Genomic DNA, 21,300 nt, shown 5'->3' with positions numbered 1-21,300 from the left:
TGCATCCTATGCGGGACATTTGACCAGTGTGATAAAAAGTTTTGTACTGCGTTACTTCAGCCTATGTGAACAGATGCTTTTTGCTACTGCGCTCCACCTTTACAGTAAGTTCAATTATGTATATGAGGTGTTTTGCTTGTTCATGCATTTTGTTTTATTTCGAAGAAGAGAAATTATGTGTTTCATATATATGATTGAGTACGGTACGTGAAATATACCAAACCGGGAATGGTGTCTCTGTTTTTTGTAGAAGGCAGTCCAGCTGGGCTTTTCTGTTATGGAATCAAAAAAACCACCTTATCATGCGGTCAGGCTGGAATAAAACCCAGTTAAAAAGATTGCCCTCACCATTGATGAGAGCCAAATAAAAGTATTCAGAAGCGGGCGACGAGCGGTTACTACAATGATAAGCTGCGAGTTGTTTCGACGCCGGTATCTGCGTAGTGTTACTGGTAGAGGAAGAAACAGGCATAAGCCACCTGCAGGCTCACCGGCGCTGCAATGAGCGTAAATCTCAAAAAGAAAAGGCTGTCGAAAAGAAACTTTCTCGACAGCCTTTTCAGGCGGTTTTTATGATCAGCATCCGGAGTTAAACGGGTTTTTTGTTGTAGTTCCCTGCAATACGTCTCCACCGGTGGATTTAATAATTTCGTCTGTAACGCTGTTTGAGATCGTAGTAGAAACAAGCTGCAGGAGACCGTTTACTTCTGTCTGGGACTGCTTGAATTCTTTTACAATCGGAATTTCGTCAAGTTCATCCTGAAGGGCGTCAATTTTTGCTTCAACTTCTTTTAATCCCTCAGTTTTATTGTAGTGCTGCAGGTTTACGGCTTCTTTCTGGAGCTTTTTAATCTGTCCGATAATTTCCTGAACACGGAGATTTTCATTGATTTGAAGTTCAGCACGTTTGAAGAAATCAACTTCTTCTGTTTCTGCCATCACTTTCGCAAGTTCTTTCGCTTTTTCAATAACTTCTTTTTTTGTATGTGCCATCCTATTTCACCTCTGCTGTTTCGACTACCTGACCATTAAGAGACCAGGTTTTCGCTTCTGTTATTTTAACGTGGATAAGCTCCCCGATGCAAGATTTAGGAGCTTTAAAGTTTACAAGGCGGTTCGTTCGTGTACGTCCTGCAAGGACTTCCGGATCTTTTTTACTTTCTCCTTCAACGAGAACTTCCATGATCTTCCCTTCAACAGCTTTGTTTTTCTTTGCTGAAAGGTCGTTTACCATTTCATTGAGCCTGCGAAGGCGGTCCCGCTTGACTTCATGGGGAACATTATCCTCCATTTTAGCCGCAGGTGTGCCGTCACGCGGAGAGTAAATGTACGTAAAGCAACTGTCGTACTCCATCTCTTTTACAAGAGAAAGTGTATCTTCGAACTGTTCTTCCGTTTCGTTTGGGAAACCGACAATGATATCGGTTGTAAACGAAGCATGGGGCATTGCTTTTTTAATTCTACCGGCGAGCTCGATATAGCTTTCACGGGTATATTTACGCGCCATGAGTTTAAGAACTTCGTTGTTTCCGCTTTGAACCGGTAAGTGAATGTGTTCAACCAGGTTACCGCCTTTTGCCAATACTTCGATCAGATGATCATCAAAGTCCCGTGGGTGACTCGTTGTAAATCGTACCCTCGGAATGTCAATCTTACGGATTTCATCCATCAGATCTCCAAGACCATAGTTCATATCAGCGAGATCTTTGCCGTAGGCATTTACATTTTGTCCAAGGAGGGTAATTTCTTTGTATCCGTTACGGGCAAGGTGACGTACCTCTTCGATTATGTCTTCAGGACGGCGGCTTCTCTCTTTTCCTCTTGTATAAGGCACAATACAGTACGTACAGAATTTATCACAGCCGTACATAATGTTAACCCAGCCCTGAATCTGGCCTTTCCGTGCACGGGGCATGCTTTCAATAATGTCCCCTTCTTTAGACCATACTTCAATGACCATCTCTTTGGAAAGAATGGCATCACGCATGAGGTGCGGAAGGCGGTGGATGTTGTGGGTACCAAAGATAAGGTCCACCTGCTGGTGCTTTTGCATGATTTTGTTTACGACGCTTTCTTCCTGGGACATACATCCGCACACACCGATGATGAGCTCAGGACGTTCACGCTTCATCGTTTTTAAGTGACCGATTTCACCGAACACTTTGTTCTCGGCATTTTCCCGGATCGCACATGTATTCAGAAGAATGACATCAGCATCGTCTGTGCTGGCTGTTGATTCAAAGCCCATATCAAGTAAAATACCGGCCATGTTCTCGGAATCGTGTTCGTTCATCTGACACCCGTATGTACGGATGAGAAACTTCTTGCCTTTGCCGATTTCACGCATGGATTCAGGAACTTCAAAATCGTAATGAATTTCTACGTTTTCTTTTCCCCGCTTTTTAGCCTGCTTAAGGTTTGGCGGGACATAGGTTGTCTGAAAGTACTGAGAGAAATCCTTTTCCTGGCCGGATTTTTTGTCCGCGGCATAAGTCTCCTTCTCATTGACGGTTTGTTTTTTTCGCTGTTCTTCGTTCATTGATCCCTCGACCCCTTTATACTGCAATAGTCTTCCAACCTATAAGTATAAAGGGTTTTCAGGTGTTTCACAATACTCTTTGGTAACTCCGCGCTGTAATCCGCTTGTTTTGCATAAATATGGTATTACTGTTACACTGCAGGGAGTTTACAGAATAATGACAAATTAAAGAGCTCTTTAGTTTTACATTGATAATAAGGGGAGATATCGATGCTGTCTATATGCACTCGATTTCCACGGTGGCCGGTGATCTCATGTTTTCTCATTTCGGAGCCTCCCCCCGGCTCCAGCTCCCGCGCGTGGAAACAGCATTCTCCTTTCATTTAAAAGGATCCAGTAAATAAATATGATTCTTAAAGTTTTGTTTTGAAGAAGCATGTATGCAAAGGATGATCCTGAATCGCTCTAAAAGAGAACGCAATGAGCGGAAATCATCAACCGAGGTTAAGATATACACCCTTTTCAAACATTTAAAAGTAATGCGTAATAAAGCTTTTTCACTTCACATTTAGAAAAAGCAATTAAACCGGTAAAGGGGGAATTTATTTGTCTCGGTGGTTGAAACGTAACAAGTGGATGCTTCTTTTCTGGACAGGTATCTTTGTCTTTATTGTTCTTTTGTTCCGTCCCTGGGAGATGATGTTTGATGATAATGTTTCAGAGCCTGCTTCAGGCGGAAGCGGGGATTTGATAAGGGATTACGGGGACCTTGATCCCGATGTTGAAAACATTCTTGCAGCGGGCGAAAGCCTTCTTGGAACCCCCTTTCTATCAGGGGGGCGCGATCCGGATGAAGGATTTAATTCTTCTGGATTTGTCCAGTATGTGTACCAGGAATCAACAGGAATACGCATGCCCCGGATCGCCGCTCACCAGCATGACCTGGGAGAGGAAATAAAGAAAGAAGACCTGTATCCCGGTGATCTCGTGTTTTTTGAAGCAGAAACGGTTATGAGCGGGATATACACGGGGAACGGAGAGTTTCTTACCGTTTCCAGCACCAACGGCGTAGAAAAGGTGTCTCTTGCAAGAGACACCTTTTGGAGCAGGCATTTTATTGGGGGAAAACGGCTTACAAAAGAAGAAATGCAGGGCCTGCATCCAGGTACGTATACAGAACACTCCCATCCAGCTGTGAGAGAAGCTGTCCAGTACCTGGATACGCCCTATATTTTTGGAGGGAATACGCTGAATGGGTTTGACTGCTCTTTTTTCATACAGGATGTTTTCAGGGAAAGCTCAGACATTTACTTGCCAAGAGTGACGAAAGACCAATACGAGCTTGGTGAAGAAATTGACAAAAAAGACCTTAAACCTGGGGATGTTCTGTTCTTTGCGGGTGCTGATGGGGATGAAGACGACCCGCGCAGTGATTGGGACGTTAACCATACAGGCATCTATGCAGGAGGGAATTTTATGATTCATGCGAGCCGCACTGAAGGAATGACACAGGTTTCATACCTGAATGAATACTGGGACGATGCATTTACCGGTATCAGACGCTACGATGATATGAGTCTCAATCATGAGCACCCCGTCGTGCAAGAAGCAGCTTCCCACCTGTTCAGTGAAGACTTTACGACACCGGGTTTTGTCCGGCATGTATACAGGAAAAGTCTTGGAATAACACTGCCGCAGAGGGCTGAAGATCAGTGGAACAGCGGTTCCCCCGTGGAGAGGGATGACCTTGAAATCGGGGATGTTCTGTTTTTTGAAGGAACAAACAGTTACCTGGCTGCTCTTTATACAGGCCATGACCTTGCCTTGTTTGCGAGCGCGTCTTCAGGGGTGACAACGCGTCACCTTGAATACGATGAATTCTTCTCGGAAAATTATCTCGGAGCAAGACGATACGATTAACCTGATGGCTTGGGAGATTTCACTCTTCTGATCCTGCGTTGGTTACATAATATTATTATGGTTGATTAAAAACGAGACACAAATAAACCCGGACAAGGGAAGCTCGCCTATGTCCGGGTTTTAATATTAGATGATATTTAATTCTTTCCCTGCTTTTTCAAATGCATCGAGAGCTTCCTGTAATACTTCCTTGGTGTGCTCCGCAGTTACGATTGTACGAACGCGTGCCTGGCCTTTTGCAACGGTCGGGAATGCAATTCCCTGTGCAAATACGCCGTATTCAAGGAGCTTGTCTGACAGCTGGTGAGCTTTTGCTTCATCGCCGACAACAACTGGTGTAACAGGAGTATCACTTCTTCCTGTATCAAAGCCAAGATTCTGAAGACCTTTTTTAAAGAACTTCGTGTTTTCCCACAGACGGTCAATCAGCTCCGGCTCTTCAAGCAGGACATCAATTGCCGCTGAGCATGCCGCAGTTACCGCTGGAGGATGGGATGTGCTGAATAAGAATGGACGCCCTTTGTGAATGAGGTAGTCTCGGACAGACTGGGTACTTGCCACATATCCTCCAAGGACACCAATCGCTTTACTTAACGTACCTACCTGGATGTGAACGCGGCCGTTCAGGTCAAAATGGTCCACTGTGCCCCGTCCGTTCCGGCCCAGAACACCACTTGCGTGGGCATCATCAACCATAACAAGAGCGTCGTATTTTTCACAAAGCTCAACAATTTCCGGTAGAGGAGCAATGTTCCCGTCCATACTGAAAACGCCGTCAGTAACAACAAGGCGCTTACGGTAGTCGCCGCTCTCTTTCAACGCTTCCTCCAGACTTTTAAGGTCTACGTGTTTGTAAATCTTACGGGCAGCTTTCGTCAGACGAATGCCGTCAATAATCGAAGCGTGGTTCAGCTCATCGGAAATAACAACATCCTCTTTTGTAAGAATGGAGCTTAAAATCGCCTGATTTGCTGTAAAGCCTGATTGCAGTACGAGTGTCGCTTCAGTGTGCTTAAATTCTGCAAGCTTTTTCTCAAATTCCTCGTGAAGTGAAAAAGTTCCTGCGATTGTTCGGACAGAACCGGTCCCTGCTCCGTATTTCTCAACGGCTTCAATCGCTGCCTGCTTCATCTTCGGGTGTGTGGTAAGACCAAGATAGTTGTTGGAAGAAAGCTGAATGACTTCTTTCCCATTAATCACCACTTTTGCCCCCTGATCGGACTCAAGCGGCACCAGGGAGCGGAAAACACCCTCTGCTTTCATTGAATCGAGCTCTTCTTGTAAATATTCAAATCCCTTCACAAAAACCCCTCCATTTAGTGTATCAGATTCCTTCATTATTACCGTGTTCTAAGGGTGAAGTACGACTTTCCCGCATTTTCCTTCAATCATAAGGTTAAATCCTTTTTCGAATTCTTCGAGAGGGAAATGGTGCGTAATCATCGGTTTTACATCTACTTGACCGGAGCTTAACAGACCGGAAACCTGCTGCCACGTTTCATACATTTTTCGTCCTGTAATCCCCTGAACTGTAATACCCTTGAAGACAATATCATTTGTTACATCAATTTCTACAGGGCGTACCGGAAGGCTGAGAATCGAAACGCGCCCGCCGTTGGTAACCATTTTAAACCCCTGATTCATGGCGATAGGATGTCCGCTCATTTCACAGACAACGTCGACACCTTCTCCGCCGGTGAGCCGGTTTACAACCTCCAGTGGATCTTCATTCATGGAGTTTACAACGGCTGTGGCCCCCATTTTTGTGGCAAGATCGAGCCGGTATTCGTTTAAATCAAAGGCAATAACCTGGGAGGCACCACATGCCTTTGCCACACCTACCGCCATAATACCAATCGGTCCGCAGCCAATGACAGCAACGGTTTTCCCGGCAACATCTCCTGCTAAAACAGTATGTACACCGTTTCCGAAGGGCTCCTGTACACTGGCAACATCAAAAGGAAGCTCAGGATCGTTTTTCCACAGATTCACAGCCGGAAGTGCTACATATTCTGCAAAACAGCCGTCTCTGTCAACTCCGATAATCTGGGTGTTTGCACAGATATGTGCCTGACCCGTAAGACACTGTTTGCATTCACCACAAACAATGTGGGTTTCAGCACTTACGTGGTCTCCAACTTCTACATTTGTTACATTGCTGCCTTTTTCAACAACGACGCCGGCAAACTCATGACCGAAGACGTAAGGTGGATTTACCCGGCTCTGTGACCATTCATCCCATGCATATATATGAACATCTGTACCGCATATGGACGTTGCCTTTACTTGTATCAGTACTTCACTATCATTTATTGTCGGGATCAAAACCGTATCAAGTTTCGCCCCAGGGGCTCTTTCCGGTTTTACAATTGCTTTCATTGTTCCTTCCATAACATCTACACCCCTCTTATTCACTTTATATCACGTTCATTTTATCACGGCCCGTCTGAACGCGTAAACAGAACTGTCCGCCAGACATGGACACTTGAACGCGCTGAAAAATTTCTTTGAAATTATTTTTGATACATACTAGATTTTGTAAAATAGTACCCTTTTATCCGGCTTTTCAGACAAAAGAAAGACGCCTTTAAACAAACAGGCGTCTTGTTTTGTGTCTACATAAATTCATTGACAAGCTGGTCGAATTTATCTTTTTTAAGCTCCAAAGGCTGACTTGCAAGTGCTTCATCTTTAAAGCCATCCACCAGCTGTTCATAGGAAGGCTTCTCTTTATTCTGGTAGATCAGTCCCGTCACCAGGCCGTTATGTTTCATGAGTGTATTCATTGCCATCCCGCGGTCGGAGGGGTCGTACCCCTCAATTGTTGAAAGCTTCGTAATGTTTTCTTTAAACCAGTCGTAAGTATTCACTTTATTGAATGTCACACACGGGCTGAATACATTAATTAACGAAAAGCCTTTATGTGCGATCCCTTGTTCGATAATGGAGGTGAGCTCCTTTAAATCCGTGGAGAAGCTCTGCGCAACGAAGGTTCCGCCGGCAGATAACGCCATTTCCATCACATTCAATGCCGACTCAATTGAACCGCCCGGTGTACTTTTCGTTTTGAATCCCATGTCACTTCGCGGGGATGTCTGACCTTTTGTAAGACCGTAAATCTGGTTATCCATTACGATGTAGGTAACATCGATATTTCTCCTGATTGCATGAATCGTATGACCCATACCTATGGCAAAACCGTCGCCATCCCCACCGGATGCAATGACCGTTAATTCACGGTTCGCCATTTTTACACCTTGTGCGATCGGGAGAGAACGTCCGTGAATACCGTGAAAGCCATAGGAGTTAATGTATCCGCTGATACGTCCGGAACAGCCGATGCCACTTACAACAGCCAGGTTTTCAGGTGTCAGACCTGCGCTTGCTGCCGCTCGCTGAATGGCTGCCTGAACGGAAAAGTCACCGCATCCGGGACACCAGTTTGGCTTAACGTTGTTTCTGAAATCTTTAAATGTTGCCATCCTATAACAACTCCTTGCATGATTGATAGACTTCCTGCGGCAGGAACGGATTGCCGTCATACTTATTCAGGGTTTTAAGTTTATCCTGGCCCACTTCCATTTTGATGAGCTGGGCGAGCTGGCCTGTTGCGTTATTTTCGATCACAACAACCTGCTTTGCCCGGTCAATCATCTCTTTGACTTGTTCTTTCGGAAAAGGATGAAGAAGACGGACATGGGCATGATTCACTTTTAATCCGTCATTTTCCAGGCGGGGCATGACTTCCTGAATGGTTCCCCGGGTTGAGTTAAACCCGACAATAAGGAGATCTGCCTCTTCGTGTCTTTCATCTTTATATACAGGTGTCTTAAAGTTTTCAGCCAAATTGGCGAGCTTTCTGAGCCTTTTATCCATCTGGATCTTACGGTTATCAGGACTTTCAGAAGGTTTGCCCTGCTCGTTATGTTCTACACCTGTCACGTGGTGGATGGCGTTTTTCATTCCCGGAATAACACGTTTTGAAATGCCGTCTTCCGCTTCTTCATAGCGTTTGTAGTAAACATTCTTCTCAAGTTCCGGAAGCTCTTCCGACGGATCAAACTTCCCTCTGCGGATTTCGATTTTATCGTAGTCCAGAGGTTCAACGGTCTGCTTCCCAAGTGAGAGGGCCAGATCAGACACAAGAATAACCGGGCACTGGTATTCTTCTGCCAGATTGAATGCTTCGATTGTGTCGTAGAATGCTTCTTCTACTGTCGAAGGTGCCATGACGATTTTCGGAATCTCGCCATGAGTCCCATAAATCATTGCCATAATATCGGATTGTTCCTGTTTCGTGGGCAGCCCCGTACTTGGTCCTCCCCGCTGGGTATCTACTATTACAAGAGGAGTTTCAGTAATTCCGGACAGGCCGATCGATTCCATCATAAGCGACAACCCCGGACCTGCAGAGGCGGTCAGGGATCGGACCCCTGCGTAGTTGGCTCCGATCGCCATCGTACATGCGGCAATTTCATCTTCAGTCTGTATAACGGTACCCCCATACTCAGGCAGCTTTTTAATCAGGTATTCCATGATTTCAGACGCAGGAGTAATCGGGTATGCAGGCATAAAACGGGCACCTCCGGCCAGAGCTCCGAGAGCGATGGCATCGTTGCCGATCATGAACATACGTCCTTTCATTTCTACCGGTTCCAGACGGAAATCCAGGGCCTCGTCTTTTGCTTCTTTATTAAAATAATCCATGCCTTTCTTAATGGCCTGCATGTTTTTTTCAACTACGGCTTCTCCTTTTCTGGAGAAAATTTGTTTCACTACACTTGAGAAGTCTTCCGGCTTAACTCCGAGAAGCGCACTTGAAGCTCCCACAGCCACCATGTTTTTCATAAGAGAAGTACCAAGTTCGTTGGCGATCTCTGTAAATGGAATAGAAAAAAGGCTTGCTTTTGCCCCATCTGGTTTCAAAGGGTTAAATTTACTGTCAGCAATAATCACACCGCCATCAACCAGCTCATGATGGTTCAAGTCGATCGTCTCCTGATCGAATGCCACAAGGATATTCAGATCATCACTGATTGCGTTCATTGGTGTCGTGCTCACACGGATTTTATTATTCGTGTGGCCGCCTTTAATGCGTGATGAAAAGTGACGGTAGCCATACAGATAATAACCAAGGCGGTTTAAAGCCATGGAGAAAATCTCTCCGGTACTCTCGATCCCTTCCCCCTGCTGTCCGCCTACTTTCCAAGATAATTGTTTCATCATCTTCCTGCACCCCTTTAAAAACGTCCGTCTTTTATTAAGCCATCGTGCAGCCTTGTTTTTGAGTTTTTTATGCCGCACATGTTGTCTTCTGTCTTCTGTCTTCTGACTTCGGTCAGTTCCAGTCAGTATCGTTTAATCCACATATGTAGAGTTACAGACTTATCCCTGTAAAATAGTGGATACTTTCATAAACTTCTTATATTGTATCACATTTTTATTTCTCTTAAATAAAAATCTCTCGTCCTTCCAATGTATAAATCGTTCTGCACATCATGCCGTGATCGGTAATGATGTCGGTTTTTACGGCTTCCGGTCGAACATTGAAGGATTGTCAGGAAATAAAAAAACTGCCTGACATCATCTGTCAGGCAGTTGTACTCTTAGCGAGGTTCAATAATTAACTTAATTGCTGTCCGTTCGTCCCCGTCAATCAGGATATCGGTAAAGGCTGGTATACAGATTAGATCGATTCCACTTGGAGCAACGAAGCCTCTTGCAATGGCTATGGCTTTAACCGATTGATTTAATGCACCTGCTCCGATGGCCTGGATTTCGGCTGATCCCCGTTCCCGGATCACGCCTGCCAGAGCGCCGGCTACAGAGTTAGGGTTGGATTTTGCTGAAACTTTTAATACTTCCACTTTAGGACCTCCTTAGGATGATTTATAGGACTGATTGATAGTAGTGAAAATAACGAACATATTGCCATTTTAAAACTAAATCCTTCTGTCTCTGTGATCATGATGTTCGTTATTCGGTTTGCAGGAGACTTTTCACTATACCCATTCATTTACCTCATTTGGTATATATTCAAAACCTATAAATATATTCCTCCGGAAAGAATTGACGGTACATAGGAAGTTTAGTCGAAAAACGGCTGATCTTCGTTAATCATGATCCGCTTGATGGATTCGGCATGACCGGTCTGTTTATTTAGCGATACGAACACTCCGTTTAACTGTTCCCGCCCTTTCGTAACTTCAAACCTCGTTGGAAGGTTTGTTGTGAACTTATGAAGGACAGCTTCTTTCTCAACCCCAAGGATCCCGTCATAAGGTCCTGTCATCCCTGCGTCAGTAATAAATCCTGTACCTTCAGGAAGCACCCTGTTATCTGCCGTCTGTACATGAGTGTGCGTACCTGCTACAACAGACGCCCTGCCATCCAGATACCAGCCCATTGCCTGCTTTTCGCTTGTGGCTTCAGCATGAAAATCAACAAATATAAACCGTGTGTTTGCTGCGGCTTCTTCCACAAGTTCATCTGCCCGTTCAAAGGGACAGTCAATAGGAGGCATAAACGTCCGTCCCTGGAGGCTGATCACAGCGAGGGTGTTCCCTCCCACTTTTTTATATGTAATCCCCCGTCCGGGATTGCTTCTTGGGAAATTGGCAGGTCTGATCATATCATCTTTATCTTCAATGAAGTCAAAGATCTCTTTTTTATCCCATGTATGGTTTCCAAGCGTGACGATATCCGCTCCTGCTTCCTTGATTTCATGGTAGACCTTTTCAGTAATCCCTTTTCCTGCTGCTGCATTTTCCCCATTGACTACCGTGACATCCGGACGGTACTTTGTCTTAAGTTTTTTCAAATATTCCTTCAGCATATGTCTTCCCGGTGATCCGACGACGTCTCCAATAAACAATACTTTCATAACACGAAAACTCCTTTGTATTCTTGTTGCGTTTTTTACTATCATAGCCTGTCTTGGCCTCAAAATGTCCGTATAATAAAAATAAAGTGGCAAAAGCCACTTTATTTTGCATACTCAACTGCCCTCGTCTCACGAATTACGGTCACCTTAATGTGGCCGGGATAATCGAGCTCGTCTTCGATTTTTTTAGTAATTTCTCTGGCCAGCTTGTAAGATTCATCATCGTTGATGGAATCAGGTCTGACCATGATACGAACTTCCCGTCCTGCCTGTATGGCAAAGGTTTTTTCAACACCCTCAAAGGATTCGGAGATCTCTTCAAGTTTTTCAAGGCGTTTAATATACGTCTCAAGCGTCTCGCGTCTTGCTCCTGGTCTGGCTGCTGATAAAGCATCAGCTGCCGCCACAAGGGAAGCAATAACAGACGTCGGTTCCGTATCTCCGTGATGCGATGCAATACTGTTAATGACAACTGGATGTTCTTTGTATTTCGTGCCGAGTTCCACCCCGATTTCAACGTGGCTTCCCTCAACTTCATGGTCAATCGCTTTTCCGATATCGTGCAGCAATCCAGCCCGTTTCGCCAGTGTCACGTCTTCTCCAAGCTCACTGGCCATTAAGCCTGTAAGGTAGGAAACCTCCATTGAATGCTTGAGAACGTTCTGTCCGTAACTTGTACGGAATTTAAGACGTCCAAGGATTTTAATGAGGTCCGGATGGAGTCCGTGGATACCAACTTCAAAGGTGGTTTGTTCACCGTACTCCCGAATCAGCTCATCTACTTCGCGGCGGGATTTCTCCACCATTTCCTCAATACGGGCAGGGTGAATACGTCCGTCCTGAACGAGTTTTTCAAGAGTCGTTTTTGCGATTTCACGGCGGATTGGATCAAAGCCTGACAAAATAACGGCTTCCGGTGTATCATCAATGATCAGGTCAATACCGGTCAGTGTTTCGAGAGCACGGATGTTCCGTCCTTCACGGCCGATAATTCGCCCTTTCATTTCATCGTTTGGCAGGGAAACCACACTTACAGTTGTTTCTGCTACATGGTCTGCTGCACAACGCTGAATCGCCACCGAAAGAATTTCTTTTGCTTTTTTATCAGCTTCATTTTTGGCATTGGTGACTGCCTCTTTGATCATAATCGCTTTTTCATGGCTTAATTCATCTTCAACGGACTTCATGATAATATCTCTGGCTTCATCTTTTGTGAAGCCTGAAATCCTTGCGAGTTCATCCTGTTGCTTTTGAAGCAACTCCTCAACTTTGCTATTCATCTCGTCGATATTCTGCTGGCGTCTGACCAGCTCTTCTTCGCGTTTTTCCAAAGAATCTTCTTTTTTGTCCAAGGTTTCACTTTTACGGTCTAATACTTCTTCTTTTTGTACTAAGCGGTTTTCCGTCTTCGAAATATCATTTCGGCGTTCCCGTGCTTCACGCTCGGATTCGATACGGAGTTTATGAGCTTCATCTTTCGCTTCAAGAATCGCTTCTTTTTTGCTTGATTCCGCTTCTCGCTTTGCTTCTTCGATGGTCTGTTTTGCCAGTTGTTCCGCACTGGAAATCTTGGCTTCTGCAATGGATTTACGTACGAAGTATCCGATGACGACACTAATTGCTGCAGTGACTAGCAAAATGAGGATGAGAACAAAAATGTTGTCAATCATGACTGATTCACCTCCTCATGCTATTCTTGTTGTGTTTCGTTTTTTGATGTTGATACGTGTCATTTTTAATGGTTCGGTATTAGCGCACATCCAGCACAGGTAATACTTAACAAATTGAGTATGTGGTAAGGCAGTATTCTTTTTAATTGTATGTTCCAAAACGGCCATTGTCAAGCATTGGTAGGATTGGTTATCAAAGAATTTATTCACCGAAGGCTGTTGAAAATATCCGCTCCTTTCCCATAGATCCTTGGGTTTTGATGGAAAATATGTCAACTTGCCCCTCGTAAAATTTAAACGATCGTTTAAATTTCTGACTCAGTTAACTTTGGCTTTGGTTCTGGTTAGTATACTTTCCGCGGACAGTCTCTGAGTCTTTCGGGAACACGCTGTCCCCACAGGGTCGTGGCGGATTCTCTCCATTTAATAAATTTCCATTGACCTTTATCATAGGGGGAATGTAAAGCCGGGTATGTAAAAAGGCTGTCTGAAGAAGGTCTTTTTCCCTTCTCAGTCAGCCTCTTTAAGAAATCCGGCAGTACCGGTTCATTGAAATTACTTCAAATCGAGCGGAAGATCTTCTTTTTCTCCTTCGAAATCAGCTTCCCCGGGTGGTACTTCCTGAGGTTCAAGTAAACCATGATACTCGCGGATACGGTTTTCAATGATTTCCGTAATATCAGAGTTTTCCTTCAGGAACTGTTTTGCATTTTCACGTCCCTGGCCCAGTCGGTCCTCGTTATAGGAATACCAGGCACCACTCTTTTGAACGATGTCAAGATCAGACCCGATGTCAAGAATCGAACCTTCCCTGGAAATTCCTTCGCCGTACATAATGTCTACTTCAGCAGTTCTGAACGGAGGCGCTACTTTATTCTTAACAATCTTGATTTTCGTTTTATTCCCGACCATGTCGTTCCCTTGCTTTAACGCCTCTGCACGACGGACTTCCAGTCTTACGGACGAGTAAAATTTCAGGGCACGTCCGCCTGGCGTCGTTTCAGGGTTACCGAACATAACACCGACTTTTTCACGGATCTGGTTAATAAACACGGCGATGGTTTTGGATTTGTTAACCGCTCCGGAAAGCTTTCGGAGAGCCTGGGACATAAGACGTGCCTGAAGACCAACGTGGCTGTCTCCCATCTCACCTTCAATCTCTGCTTTCGGAACAAGTGCCGCAACTGAGTCGACAACGATCATATCAACCGCGCCGCTCCGGACAAGTGCTTCAGCGATTTCAAGAGCCTGCTCACCTGTATCCGGTTGTGAAAGAAGAAGCTCATCGATATTAACGCCAAGATTTTGAGCGTAAATCGGATCGAGTGCATGCTCCGCATCAATAAAGGCAGCCTGTCCTCCCTGACGCTGAATCTCTGCAATCGCATGAAGAGCAACCGTTGTTTTACCTGATGATTCCGGTCCGTAAATTTCTACTACTCTTCCTTTCGGGTAGCCGCCTACCCCAAGAGCTATATCTAATGCAAGTGTACCACTGGATACAGTGGAAACCCGCTGTTCTGCCTGTTCCCCTAATTTCATGATCGAGCCTTTACCAAACTGTTTTTCAATCTGGCGCAGGGCCATATCCAACGCTTGTTTGCGGTCTGACATTCTAACCTCTCCTTTTGGCTCTCTACAATCTGTCGAGCCGTTTCAGTTCATAATCCTATTTTAACTTCTTTTGAGATATTTGCCAAGCTTTTTGCAAACATTCGTTCGCATTTTTTTAGATCAGGAGATTTATATATAAAACATGCGGTTACCCTCGCTGTTCGCGCACAAGCTGCTCTTGTATAATTTTCCCCATTACCCTCTGACTTCAAAAGAAGCCCGGATAACGGGGAACAGAATAATTCCGGCAGTTTTCATTTAGTGACAGTAGGCCGTTCCAAAGGAGTCATACTGTCCCGTTACATCAAATGTCAGCCCGGCTTTTGTCGGACTCTCCATTCTCACTGCTGCTTCATACACATTGTCATTTTGATCTTTTAATTTTACCGCATATCGCCCCTGGCTCCTTGAATATAAAGAAGATACCGGTGTGAGACTGTCTTCCTCAAGACTGTATTCAGTTGCTATAAAAGAGGACGCATGGTTTTTGGCTGCGGAATGGGTCCAAGGAGCACCAGTAAGATGCCAGTATACAGATGCAGATGCGAAAATAATCATGAGGGAGGTGCCTGTTATAATCCAGATCTTCATACCCGACTCCCCTTTACGAAATGTTCTTGTAACCAGTATAAGGGAGACGGAATCGATTTGGAACTATTTCCGACTATTTTTATCAGAAAAGTAACTAAACAAGTTTGTGTTGTTGATATTTTCTTATTAACCCGGTACTAGCAGATAAAGCCTGCGTGCCCTATGCTTTCCTCGGTGGTGCGGGCAAACCTCCTCGCCCGTGAGGAGGCCACTGATAAAAGTCCCTTTTTTGCTAACAGGCTTCTTTAAATTCAGGTGTTGATTTGCACTCATTTCACTTTCCGCGGGCGGTTCAGGAGTATACTCAGCCTGCTGTTTATTCATAAAGCAGCATTTGCACCCTGCGGGGTCGCTCCGGAACAAAAAAACAGGAAGCTGTTCCAAAGGGTTTTGGAACAGCTTCTCATGTCATCAGCGTCGTTTTGGACGCGGTTTGGCTGGTTCTAGATTTACTCGTGCTCCGTTCAGACGGGAATACTTAATTGCTTCATATACAAACGGGGCCGCTTCTTCAGGAACTTCAATGAACGTGAAGTTTTCAAAAATATCGATCTTCCCGATTGTACGTCCGGGAATTCCTGCCAGGTCAGCTACTTCTTCAACAAGCTTCTTCGGAGTAAGATCAACGTTGCGCCCTACATTTATAAAGAAACGCGTCATTCCTTTTTGTGCACCTGTATCACCGAAGTTATAGGTTTCATCGGACAGGTTATCATGGCCGTAAAAAGCGAGTTTAAACAGGGAGGTGACAACTTTTTCAGCAGGATATTCCTGAAGAAGGTCGGTTACGATTGATTCGTAAAGATCCGTTTCATCATGCTGTTCCATCAGATCAATAATCTGTTTCTTCCAAGATTCCTGCTGTTTTTCCACTACTTCTTCAATTGAAGGAAGGTTCTGGGATGGAATCGTCATTTTAATCTCCAGTTCGATTGAACGAAGGTGCTTCATCTCTCTCGGTGTTACGAGAGTTAAAGCAAGTCCTTCCCTGCCGGCACGGCCGGTACGTCCGATACGGTGAACATAGCTTTCAGGATCCTGCGGGATATCATAGTTAATAACATGTGAGACGTTTTCAACATCAAGACCCCGCGCTGCAACGTCTGTTGCCACAAGAAACTCAATGTTTGAGTCTCTGAATTTACGCATAACCCCGTCTCGCTGGGACTGTGTCAGATCACCGTGAAGGCCGTCTGCCATATACCCTCTCGCCTGGAGAGCCTCAGTGAGCTCGGCTACACCTTTTTTGGTGCGGCAGAAGATAATCCCGAGTTCGATGTGTTCACTGTCGATAACACGGCAGAGAGATTCGAGCTTGTTTTTTTCAAGAACCTTATAGTAAACCTGTGAAATGGAAGGAGCCGTCACTTCCCCCTTGCTGATCGTCACCTGCTTTGGCTGGTTCATATACTTGTTTGAAAGCTTACGGATCGGAGGCGGCATCGTAGCAGAGAAAAGCATCATCTGCCGGTCTCTGTTTACCATTTTAAGCACTTTTTCAATGTCTTCAATAAAGCCCATGTCAAGCATTTCATCTGCTTCATCCAGAATAAATGTATGAATGTCGGAGAGCTTCAGCGTTTTACGGTTGAGGTGGTCAAGAACCCGTCCCGGGGTTCCGACAACGACATGAACGCCTCGTTTAAGAGCTTTAATCTGGTGTCCGATTGACTGCCCTCCGTAAATTGGAAGAGTCCTGACCTGTTTATGTTTTGAAAGCTTCTGCAGTTCTCCTGCAACCTGAATGGCAAGCTCTCTTGTCGGCGTGAGAATAATAGCCTGTACGTGATTCGCAGGTGTAACTTTTTCAATTAATGGAATACCAAAAGCCGCAGTTTTACCCGTTCCCGTCTGAGCCTGACCTATGACATCGTTGCCATCAAGGATAACAGGAATGACTTTTTCCTGTATCGGGGACGGAGCTTCAAAGCCCATATCTTTAATCGCTTTTCTAATCGGCTCAGATATTTGAAAATCTTCGAATTTCATATACTTCTCATCCACCTTTAACTCTTTCATTAGTTCAATTCTCTAAGTAAGTAAAAACATCCGTACATGGCTGCCCGTTCACGGATCTGGGCACGGCTCCCCGCAAGGTTCAGAGGGTAACTTTTCGTGCCTGACGGAGTAGAGATACCTAAAAACACGATTCCCGGTTCCTTGTTTTCCAGGGAATGGGGGCCGGCTACACCTGTGAAACTGATCCCGATGTCTGAACCGAGAACTGCTTTTACATTTACAGCAAGCTCTTCTGCACATTCAGCACTCACAGTACCATAGTTACGGACGGTCTCCTCTTTTACATTGAGGACGTTTTGTTTCACTTTAGCATCATAACAAATTACGCCGCCATTATAAAAGGAAGAAGCCCCGGAATGCTCTGTCATCCATTCACCAAACAATCCCCCGGTCAGACTTTCGGCAGATGCAATGGTCATGTTGCTTGATTTAAGCTTCTCTGCAGCTACCTTTGAAAGGGGATCGTTTCCATAACCGTAAAAAAAGTCGTTCACAGAAGAAAGGATCGTTGATTCCAGTTCATCAAGAGCTTTTTTATTTGACAGACTGGCTCCTTTAGCCGTCAGCCTCAGGGTCACTTCCCCGCCTGAAGCAAGGGGGGCAATGGTAGGATTTTCCTGATTCTCGATAAGATCGTCAAACATATCCGCAAGTGCAGACTCGCCGATTCCGAAGAACCGTAATACCCTCGAGGTAATCTCAACCCCGGAGCCTCCCTTTCCTGCTAAATAGGGAATCACTTCTTCTTCCACCATCGGATACATTTCTTTTGGCGGGCCCGGAAGAAGGAGAAATGAAGGAGTTGTATCGGTCACCATGCCACAGGCAAGTCCGTGATTATTTTTAAAGACATGGGATCCTTTGATCACCTGAGCCTGTTTTTTATTGTTCGCTGTCATAGGCTGCCTGCGCTTTTCAAAAAAACGGGTAATCACATCTAAAGTCTGTCCATCTATAACGAGCTCTTTATCAAGGTACTCTGCTAAAGTTTCTTTGGTCAGGTCGTCTTTCGTCGGGCCGAGACCTCCTGTCATGATTACCAGATCCGCCCGCCCGCTGGCGACCCGGATCGCTTCAGTAAGACGTTCCCGGTTATCGCCTACAGTGGTATGGTAATACACGTTGATGCCAAGGCCTGTCATTTTTTCAGACAGAAAACGGGCGTTTGAATTGGTAATTTGACCGAGCAATAGTTCTGAACCAACAGCAATCACTTCTGCATTCATTCAGTTCCTCCTGCTTTATTATGTGGATTTTGATAACACATGTTTGTTTTTTACAAAATAATCCCAACCGGAAAAGACGGTTAAAATGACGGCAATATAGATCATAATTGTATCAAATGGGATGTTGAGCGCTTCAAAAATCATATTATGTAGCATAATTGCTGATGCAGCGACGATCTGGCTCACTGTCTTCCACTTTCCCCAGTTACTTGCAGCAATAACATCCCCGTCCGCTGCTGCAACGAGTCTGAGACCTGTAACAGCAAATTCACGGCTTAAAATCAGGATCGCTGCCCAAGCAGGAAACATCCCCAATTCAACAAGTGAAACAAATGCTGCAGTGATTAACAGCTTGTCTGCCAATGGATCTAAAAATTTCCCCATATTGGTTACAAGGTTAAATTTCCGTGCATAGTAGCCATCCAGCCAGTCTGTTGATGCTGCGATGATAAAGATGAGGGCGGCCACAAAGTGACTTACTGGAATTTCTGCTCCGAGGATATACCATACACCCCAGTCAAAGGGAATGAGCAGGAAGATCATAAATAAAGGAATCAGAAAAATTCTGGAGATTGTTATTTGATTTGGTACGTTCATGTTGAGCCTCCTTTGTAAAACTGGCAATCAACTTCCTGGTTTCCACCTCTAGAATCTTTTTCAATTTTACCAAACTAAACCAAGGAATGCGAATAATACTTCGGAAAAACAAAACGCTGCTCACAAAGGAGCAGCAAAATTGTTTTATTCATCCTCGAATGAGATTGTCAGGCGCTGTACATCACGTTCCTGGGGAAACTCTACCGGTTCATCATTAATCGTGAGATCAATACCGTAGGCATTACCTGTATAAATGAAGAGTTCCTGTCCGGCGCTCAGTTCATAAGAAAGGTCATCACCGCTGCTGTAGGTACTCTGATCCACTTCTTCTCCGTCTATTTGTACAACAGTCCAGCTGTTTGCCGTGAATTCCAGAAGTACCTCATATTCCCCTGAACCGGACACAAATAATTCAGACTGATTACCATTAATGCTTCCTTCAGTGATCTCAAGCTCCTCTTCCTGAGGATCCGGCTCAGACTCGGCTTCCTCTTCGTCTTCTTCAGTTCCATCTTCCTGAGATTCCACACCGGTTTCCGGCTCTTCCTCCTCATCAACAGGAGCTCCGCTTTCATCAAAATCTCCAGGTGTCTCACTGTCCCGCGGAACAGCACCTGAATCTTCAAAGTCCAGGTTAAAAAGCCAGAGTACGACAATAAAAACGATGATAATAAATGCCACGACCAGGGTCGAAATAAGCGATGAAAATCTTGAATTTTTTTTCACCGGTGCCGGTTTTGTTTCTGTGCTTTTTTTCCGGCTCACCCGGGGCGGCAGCTCGGTTGGTTCTTTTCTGGACCGGGGCAGTTCATCTTTGTGTTCGTCAAAAAGAAGCTCCGGATCAAGCCCTACTGATTCTGCGTAGCTTTTCACGAAGGCTCTTGCATAAAATTCCCCCGGCAGGCGGTCAAATGCTCCTTCTTCAATGGCAATCAGATAGCGTTTTTGAATTTTGGTTCTAACTTGCATTTCTTCAAGAGAAAGCCCGCGCTCTTCCCGGGCTGATTTAAGACGTAATCCTAATTCTGACAATGCTAACACCTTCCATACTAACTGATATCAAAGGATGAAAAACCGGAATCTACAGCGTCATATGTAATTTCTTCAGATTCATCGCTTCTTAGTTCAATAATATAATCAAAATCCTCGAGTGAATACTCTGTTTCCCTGACAAAGATATCCGGGTGTTCAACTACTTTTGTGGCAGGCAGCCGCATAATTTCAGAAACAAGCATACGGTGCTTTTCAGAGGCCCTCATGGTGGAGACAATACCGTCAATAATATAGATATGATTTTCGGAAAACTCATCGTCAGCCAGCTGGCTACGGATGGTCTGCCTTAAAAGGGTGGATGAAAGAAAGGACCAGCGTTTGCTGGCACAAACACTCGCAGCAACCACCGACTCGGTTTTTCCCACTCGCGGCATCCCTCTGATACCGACCAGCCGGTGTCCGTCTTTTTTAAACAATTCCGCCATAAAATCCACAAGGACACCAAGCTCATCCCGGACGAAGCGAAACGTTTTCTTTTCATCTTCATCACGTTCAATATACCGGCCGTGGCGCACGGCCAGGCGGTCTCTGAGTTTAGGTTCACGGATCTTTCTGAGGGTAATAATATCCATTGTTTCAAGAATGAATTTCAGCCGCTGGATGGCTTCGTCACTTTCACTGCGGATCAGCATGCCCCGTCTTCTGTGCTCAACGCCGTTAATCGTCACAATATTGATACGGAGCATCCCGAGAAGAGAAGCAATCTCCCCTAACAGACCGGGGCGGTTTTCATGTATTTGATATTCGAGGTACCACTCTTTTTTTTCCATGCATGTGCTCCTCTCATCTGCGCTCCTCAAAAATCTGAGCTTTCATTCTATTATCATAAAGTATTTTTTTCATCTTTAAAAGAGGTACATTGGAAAGTTTCACCTTTAGACCTACATTTTTTTCACAGAGTACCCCTTTTACAAAAAAAACAGGTAAAACGACAAAAGTGCCGCCTGGAGGCGACACCATTTGTACGATTATTTTTCCTGTACAAGTTTTACCATCATGTTGGCAATCGCATGCTGCTCTTCTTCAGAGGCAACGCGCCACATATCTGCAAGAACAGCTTCCTGCTCGTTTTTAGGCTCGACTTGTTCAGCCAGGTACTCTCCGACTTGATAAGCCACTTCAGAAACGACCTGATTGTTCATCCCTTCGTGTTTACCCTGCTCCAAACGATCACCTAAAAAGTGTTTCCATTGATCCCAGTTGTCTAAGACACTCATGGTGTACCCTCCCTTTATTTATTTCTCCTAT

General features: G+C 44.9%; 18 protein-coding genes. 1 reads left to right on the top strand and 17 read right to left on the bottom strand.

Going from position 1 to position 21,300, the window contains the following annotated elements:
- Positions 1–576 precede the first annotated feature (576 nt).
- Positions 577–993: a YlbF/YmcA family competence regulator gene (locus JSY36_RS00695; RefSeq protein ID WP_122897029.1), complete on the bottom strand. Its 417-nt coding sequence runs from the start codon at positions 991–993 to the stop codon at positions 577–579.
- 1 nt (position 994) lies between these two features.
- Positions 995–2,539, bottom strand: coding sequence for a tRNA (N6-isopentenyl adenosine(37)-C2)-methylthiotransferase MiaB (gene miaB / locus JSY36_RS00690; protein ID WP_205164831.1), 1,545 nt, complete (start codon positions 2,537–2,539; stop codon positions 995–997).
- A gap of 546 nt (positions 2,540–3,085) precedes the next feature.
- On the opposite strand from miaB, the gene JSY36_RS00685 reads away from it, so the two are divergent.
- Positions 3,086–4,399 (top strand): C40 family peptidase, encoded by a 1,314-nt coding sequence (locus JSY36_RS00685; RefSeq protein ID WP_205164830.1) that lies wholly within the window; start codon positions 3,086–3,088, stop codon positions 4,397–4,399.
- Positions 4,400–4,525: 126 nt separating this feature from the next.
- On the opposite strand, the gene JSY36_RS00680 is transcribed toward JSY36_RS00685, so the two are convergent.
- The 15 genes from JSY36_RS00680 to JSY36_RS00610 form a co-directional block, all read right to left on the bottom strand.
- Positions 4,526–5,701, bottom strand: coding sequence for a glycine C-acetyltransferase (locus JSY36_RS00680; RefSeq protein WP_205164829.1), 1,176 nt, complete (start codon positions 5,699–5,701; stop codon positions 4,526–4,528).
- A gap of 48 nt (positions 5,702–5,749) precedes the next feature.
- Positions 5,750–6,790 carry an L-threonine 3-dehydrogenase gene (tdh, locus tag JSY36_RS00675; RefSeq protein WP_205164828.1) on the bottom strand — a complete coding sequence of 347 codons (1,041 nt, stop codon included), beginning with the start codon at positions 6,788–6,790 and terminating at the stop codon, positions 5,750–5,752.
- A gap of 224 nt (positions 6,791–7,014) precedes the next feature.
- Positions 7,015–7,881, bottom strand: a complete 867-nt coding sequence (locus JSY36_RS00670) for a 2-oxoacid:ferredoxin oxidoreductase subunit beta (RefSeq protein WP_122897034.1) — start codon at positions 7,879–7,881, stop codon at positions 7,015–7,017.
- A 1-nt stretch (position 7,882) separates the two neighbouring features.
- A complete protein-coding gene (locus JSY36_RS00665) occupies positions 7,883–9,625 on the bottom strand; it encodes a 2-oxoacid:acceptor oxidoreductase subunit alpha (RefSeq protein ID WP_205164827.1) in 1,743 nt (580 codons plus the stop codon).
- A 380-nt stretch (positions 9,626–10,005) separates the two neighbouring features.
- Positions 10,006–10,266, bottom strand: coding sequence for a stage V sporulation protein S (locus JSY36_RS00660; RefSeq protein ID WP_122897036.1), 261 nt, complete (start codon positions 10,264–10,266; stop codon positions 10,006–10,008).
- Positions 10,267–10,487: 221 nt separating this feature from the next.
- Positions 10,488–11,282 (bottom strand): TIGR00282 family metallophosphoesterase, encoded by a 795-nt coding sequence (locus JSY36_RS00655; RefSeq protein ID WP_205164826.1) that lies wholly within the window; start codon positions 11,280–11,282, stop codon positions 10,488–10,490.
- Positions 11,283–11,383: 101 nt separating this feature from the next.
- Positions 11,384–12,952, bottom strand: a complete 1,569-nt coding sequence (rny, locus tag JSY36_RS00650) for a ribonuclease Y (protein WP_205164825.1) — start codon at positions 12,950–12,952, stop codon at positions 11,384–11,386.
- 555 nt (positions 12,953–13,507) lie between these two features.
- Complete coding sequence (gene recA, locus JSY36_RS00645) at positions 13,508–14,566, bottom strand: recombinase RecA (protein ID WP_205164824.1); 1,059 nt, start codon at positions 14,564–14,566, stop codon at positions 13,508–13,510.
- Between the two features lie 258 nt (positions 14,567–14,824).
- Positions 14,825–15,157, bottom strand: a complete 333-nt coding sequence (locus JSY36_RS00640; RefSeq protein WP_122897040.1) for a hypothetical protein — start codon at positions 15,155–15,157, stop codon at positions 14,825–14,827.
- A gap of 411 nt (positions 15,158–15,568) precedes the next feature.
- On the bottom strand, positions 15,569–17,176 hold the full coding sequence (locus JSY36_RS00635) for a DEAD/DEAH box helicase (protein WP_236784348.1): 1,608 nt from the start codon (positions 17,174–17,176) through the stop codon (positions 15,569–15,571).
- Positions 17,176–18,402, bottom strand: coding sequence for a competence/damage-inducible protein A (locus JSY36_RS00630; RefSeq protein ID WP_205164823.1), 1,227 nt, complete (start codon positions 18,400–18,402; stop codon positions 17,176–17,178). Before JSY36_RS00630 ends, JSY36_RS00635 begins: the two co-directional genes overlap by 1 nt.
- An 18-nt stretch (positions 18,403–18,420) precedes the next feature.
- Positions 18,421–18,999: a CDP-diacylglycerol--glycerol-3-phosphate 3-phosphatidyltransferase gene (pgsA, locus tag JSY36_RS00625; protein ID WP_122897042.1), complete on the bottom strand. Its 579-nt coding sequence runs from the start codon at positions 18,997–18,999 to the stop codon at positions 18,421–18,423.
- Between the two features lie 144 nt (positions 19,000–19,143).
- Positions 19,144–20,031, bottom strand: coding sequence for a helix-turn-helix domain-containing protein (locus JSY36_RS00620; RefSeq protein ID WP_205164822.1), 888 nt, complete (start codon positions 20,029–20,031; stop codon positions 19,144–19,146).
- Positions 20,032–20,048: 17 nt separating this feature from the next.
- On the bottom strand, positions 20,049–20,822 hold the full coding sequence (locus JSY36_RS00615) for a DUF3388 domain-containing protein (protein WP_122897044.1): 774 nt from the start codon (positions 20,820–20,822) through the stop codon (positions 20,049–20,051).
- Between the two features lie 198 nt (positions 20,823–21,020).
- On the bottom strand, positions 21,021–21,269 hold the full coding sequence (locus tag JSY36_RS00610) for a DUF3243 domain-containing protein (protein ID WP_122897045.1): 249 nt from the start codon (positions 21,267–21,269) through the stop codon (positions 21,021–21,023).
- Positions 21,270–21,300: the final 31 nt, after the last annotated feature.

This window comes from Alteribacter salitolerans (assembly GCF_016901055.1).
GTDB lineage: Bacteria > Bacillota > Bacilli > Bacillales > Salisediminibacteriaceae > Alteribacter > Alteribacter keqinensis.
This window is presented reverse-complemented; position numbering and strand designations above follow the sequence as displayed.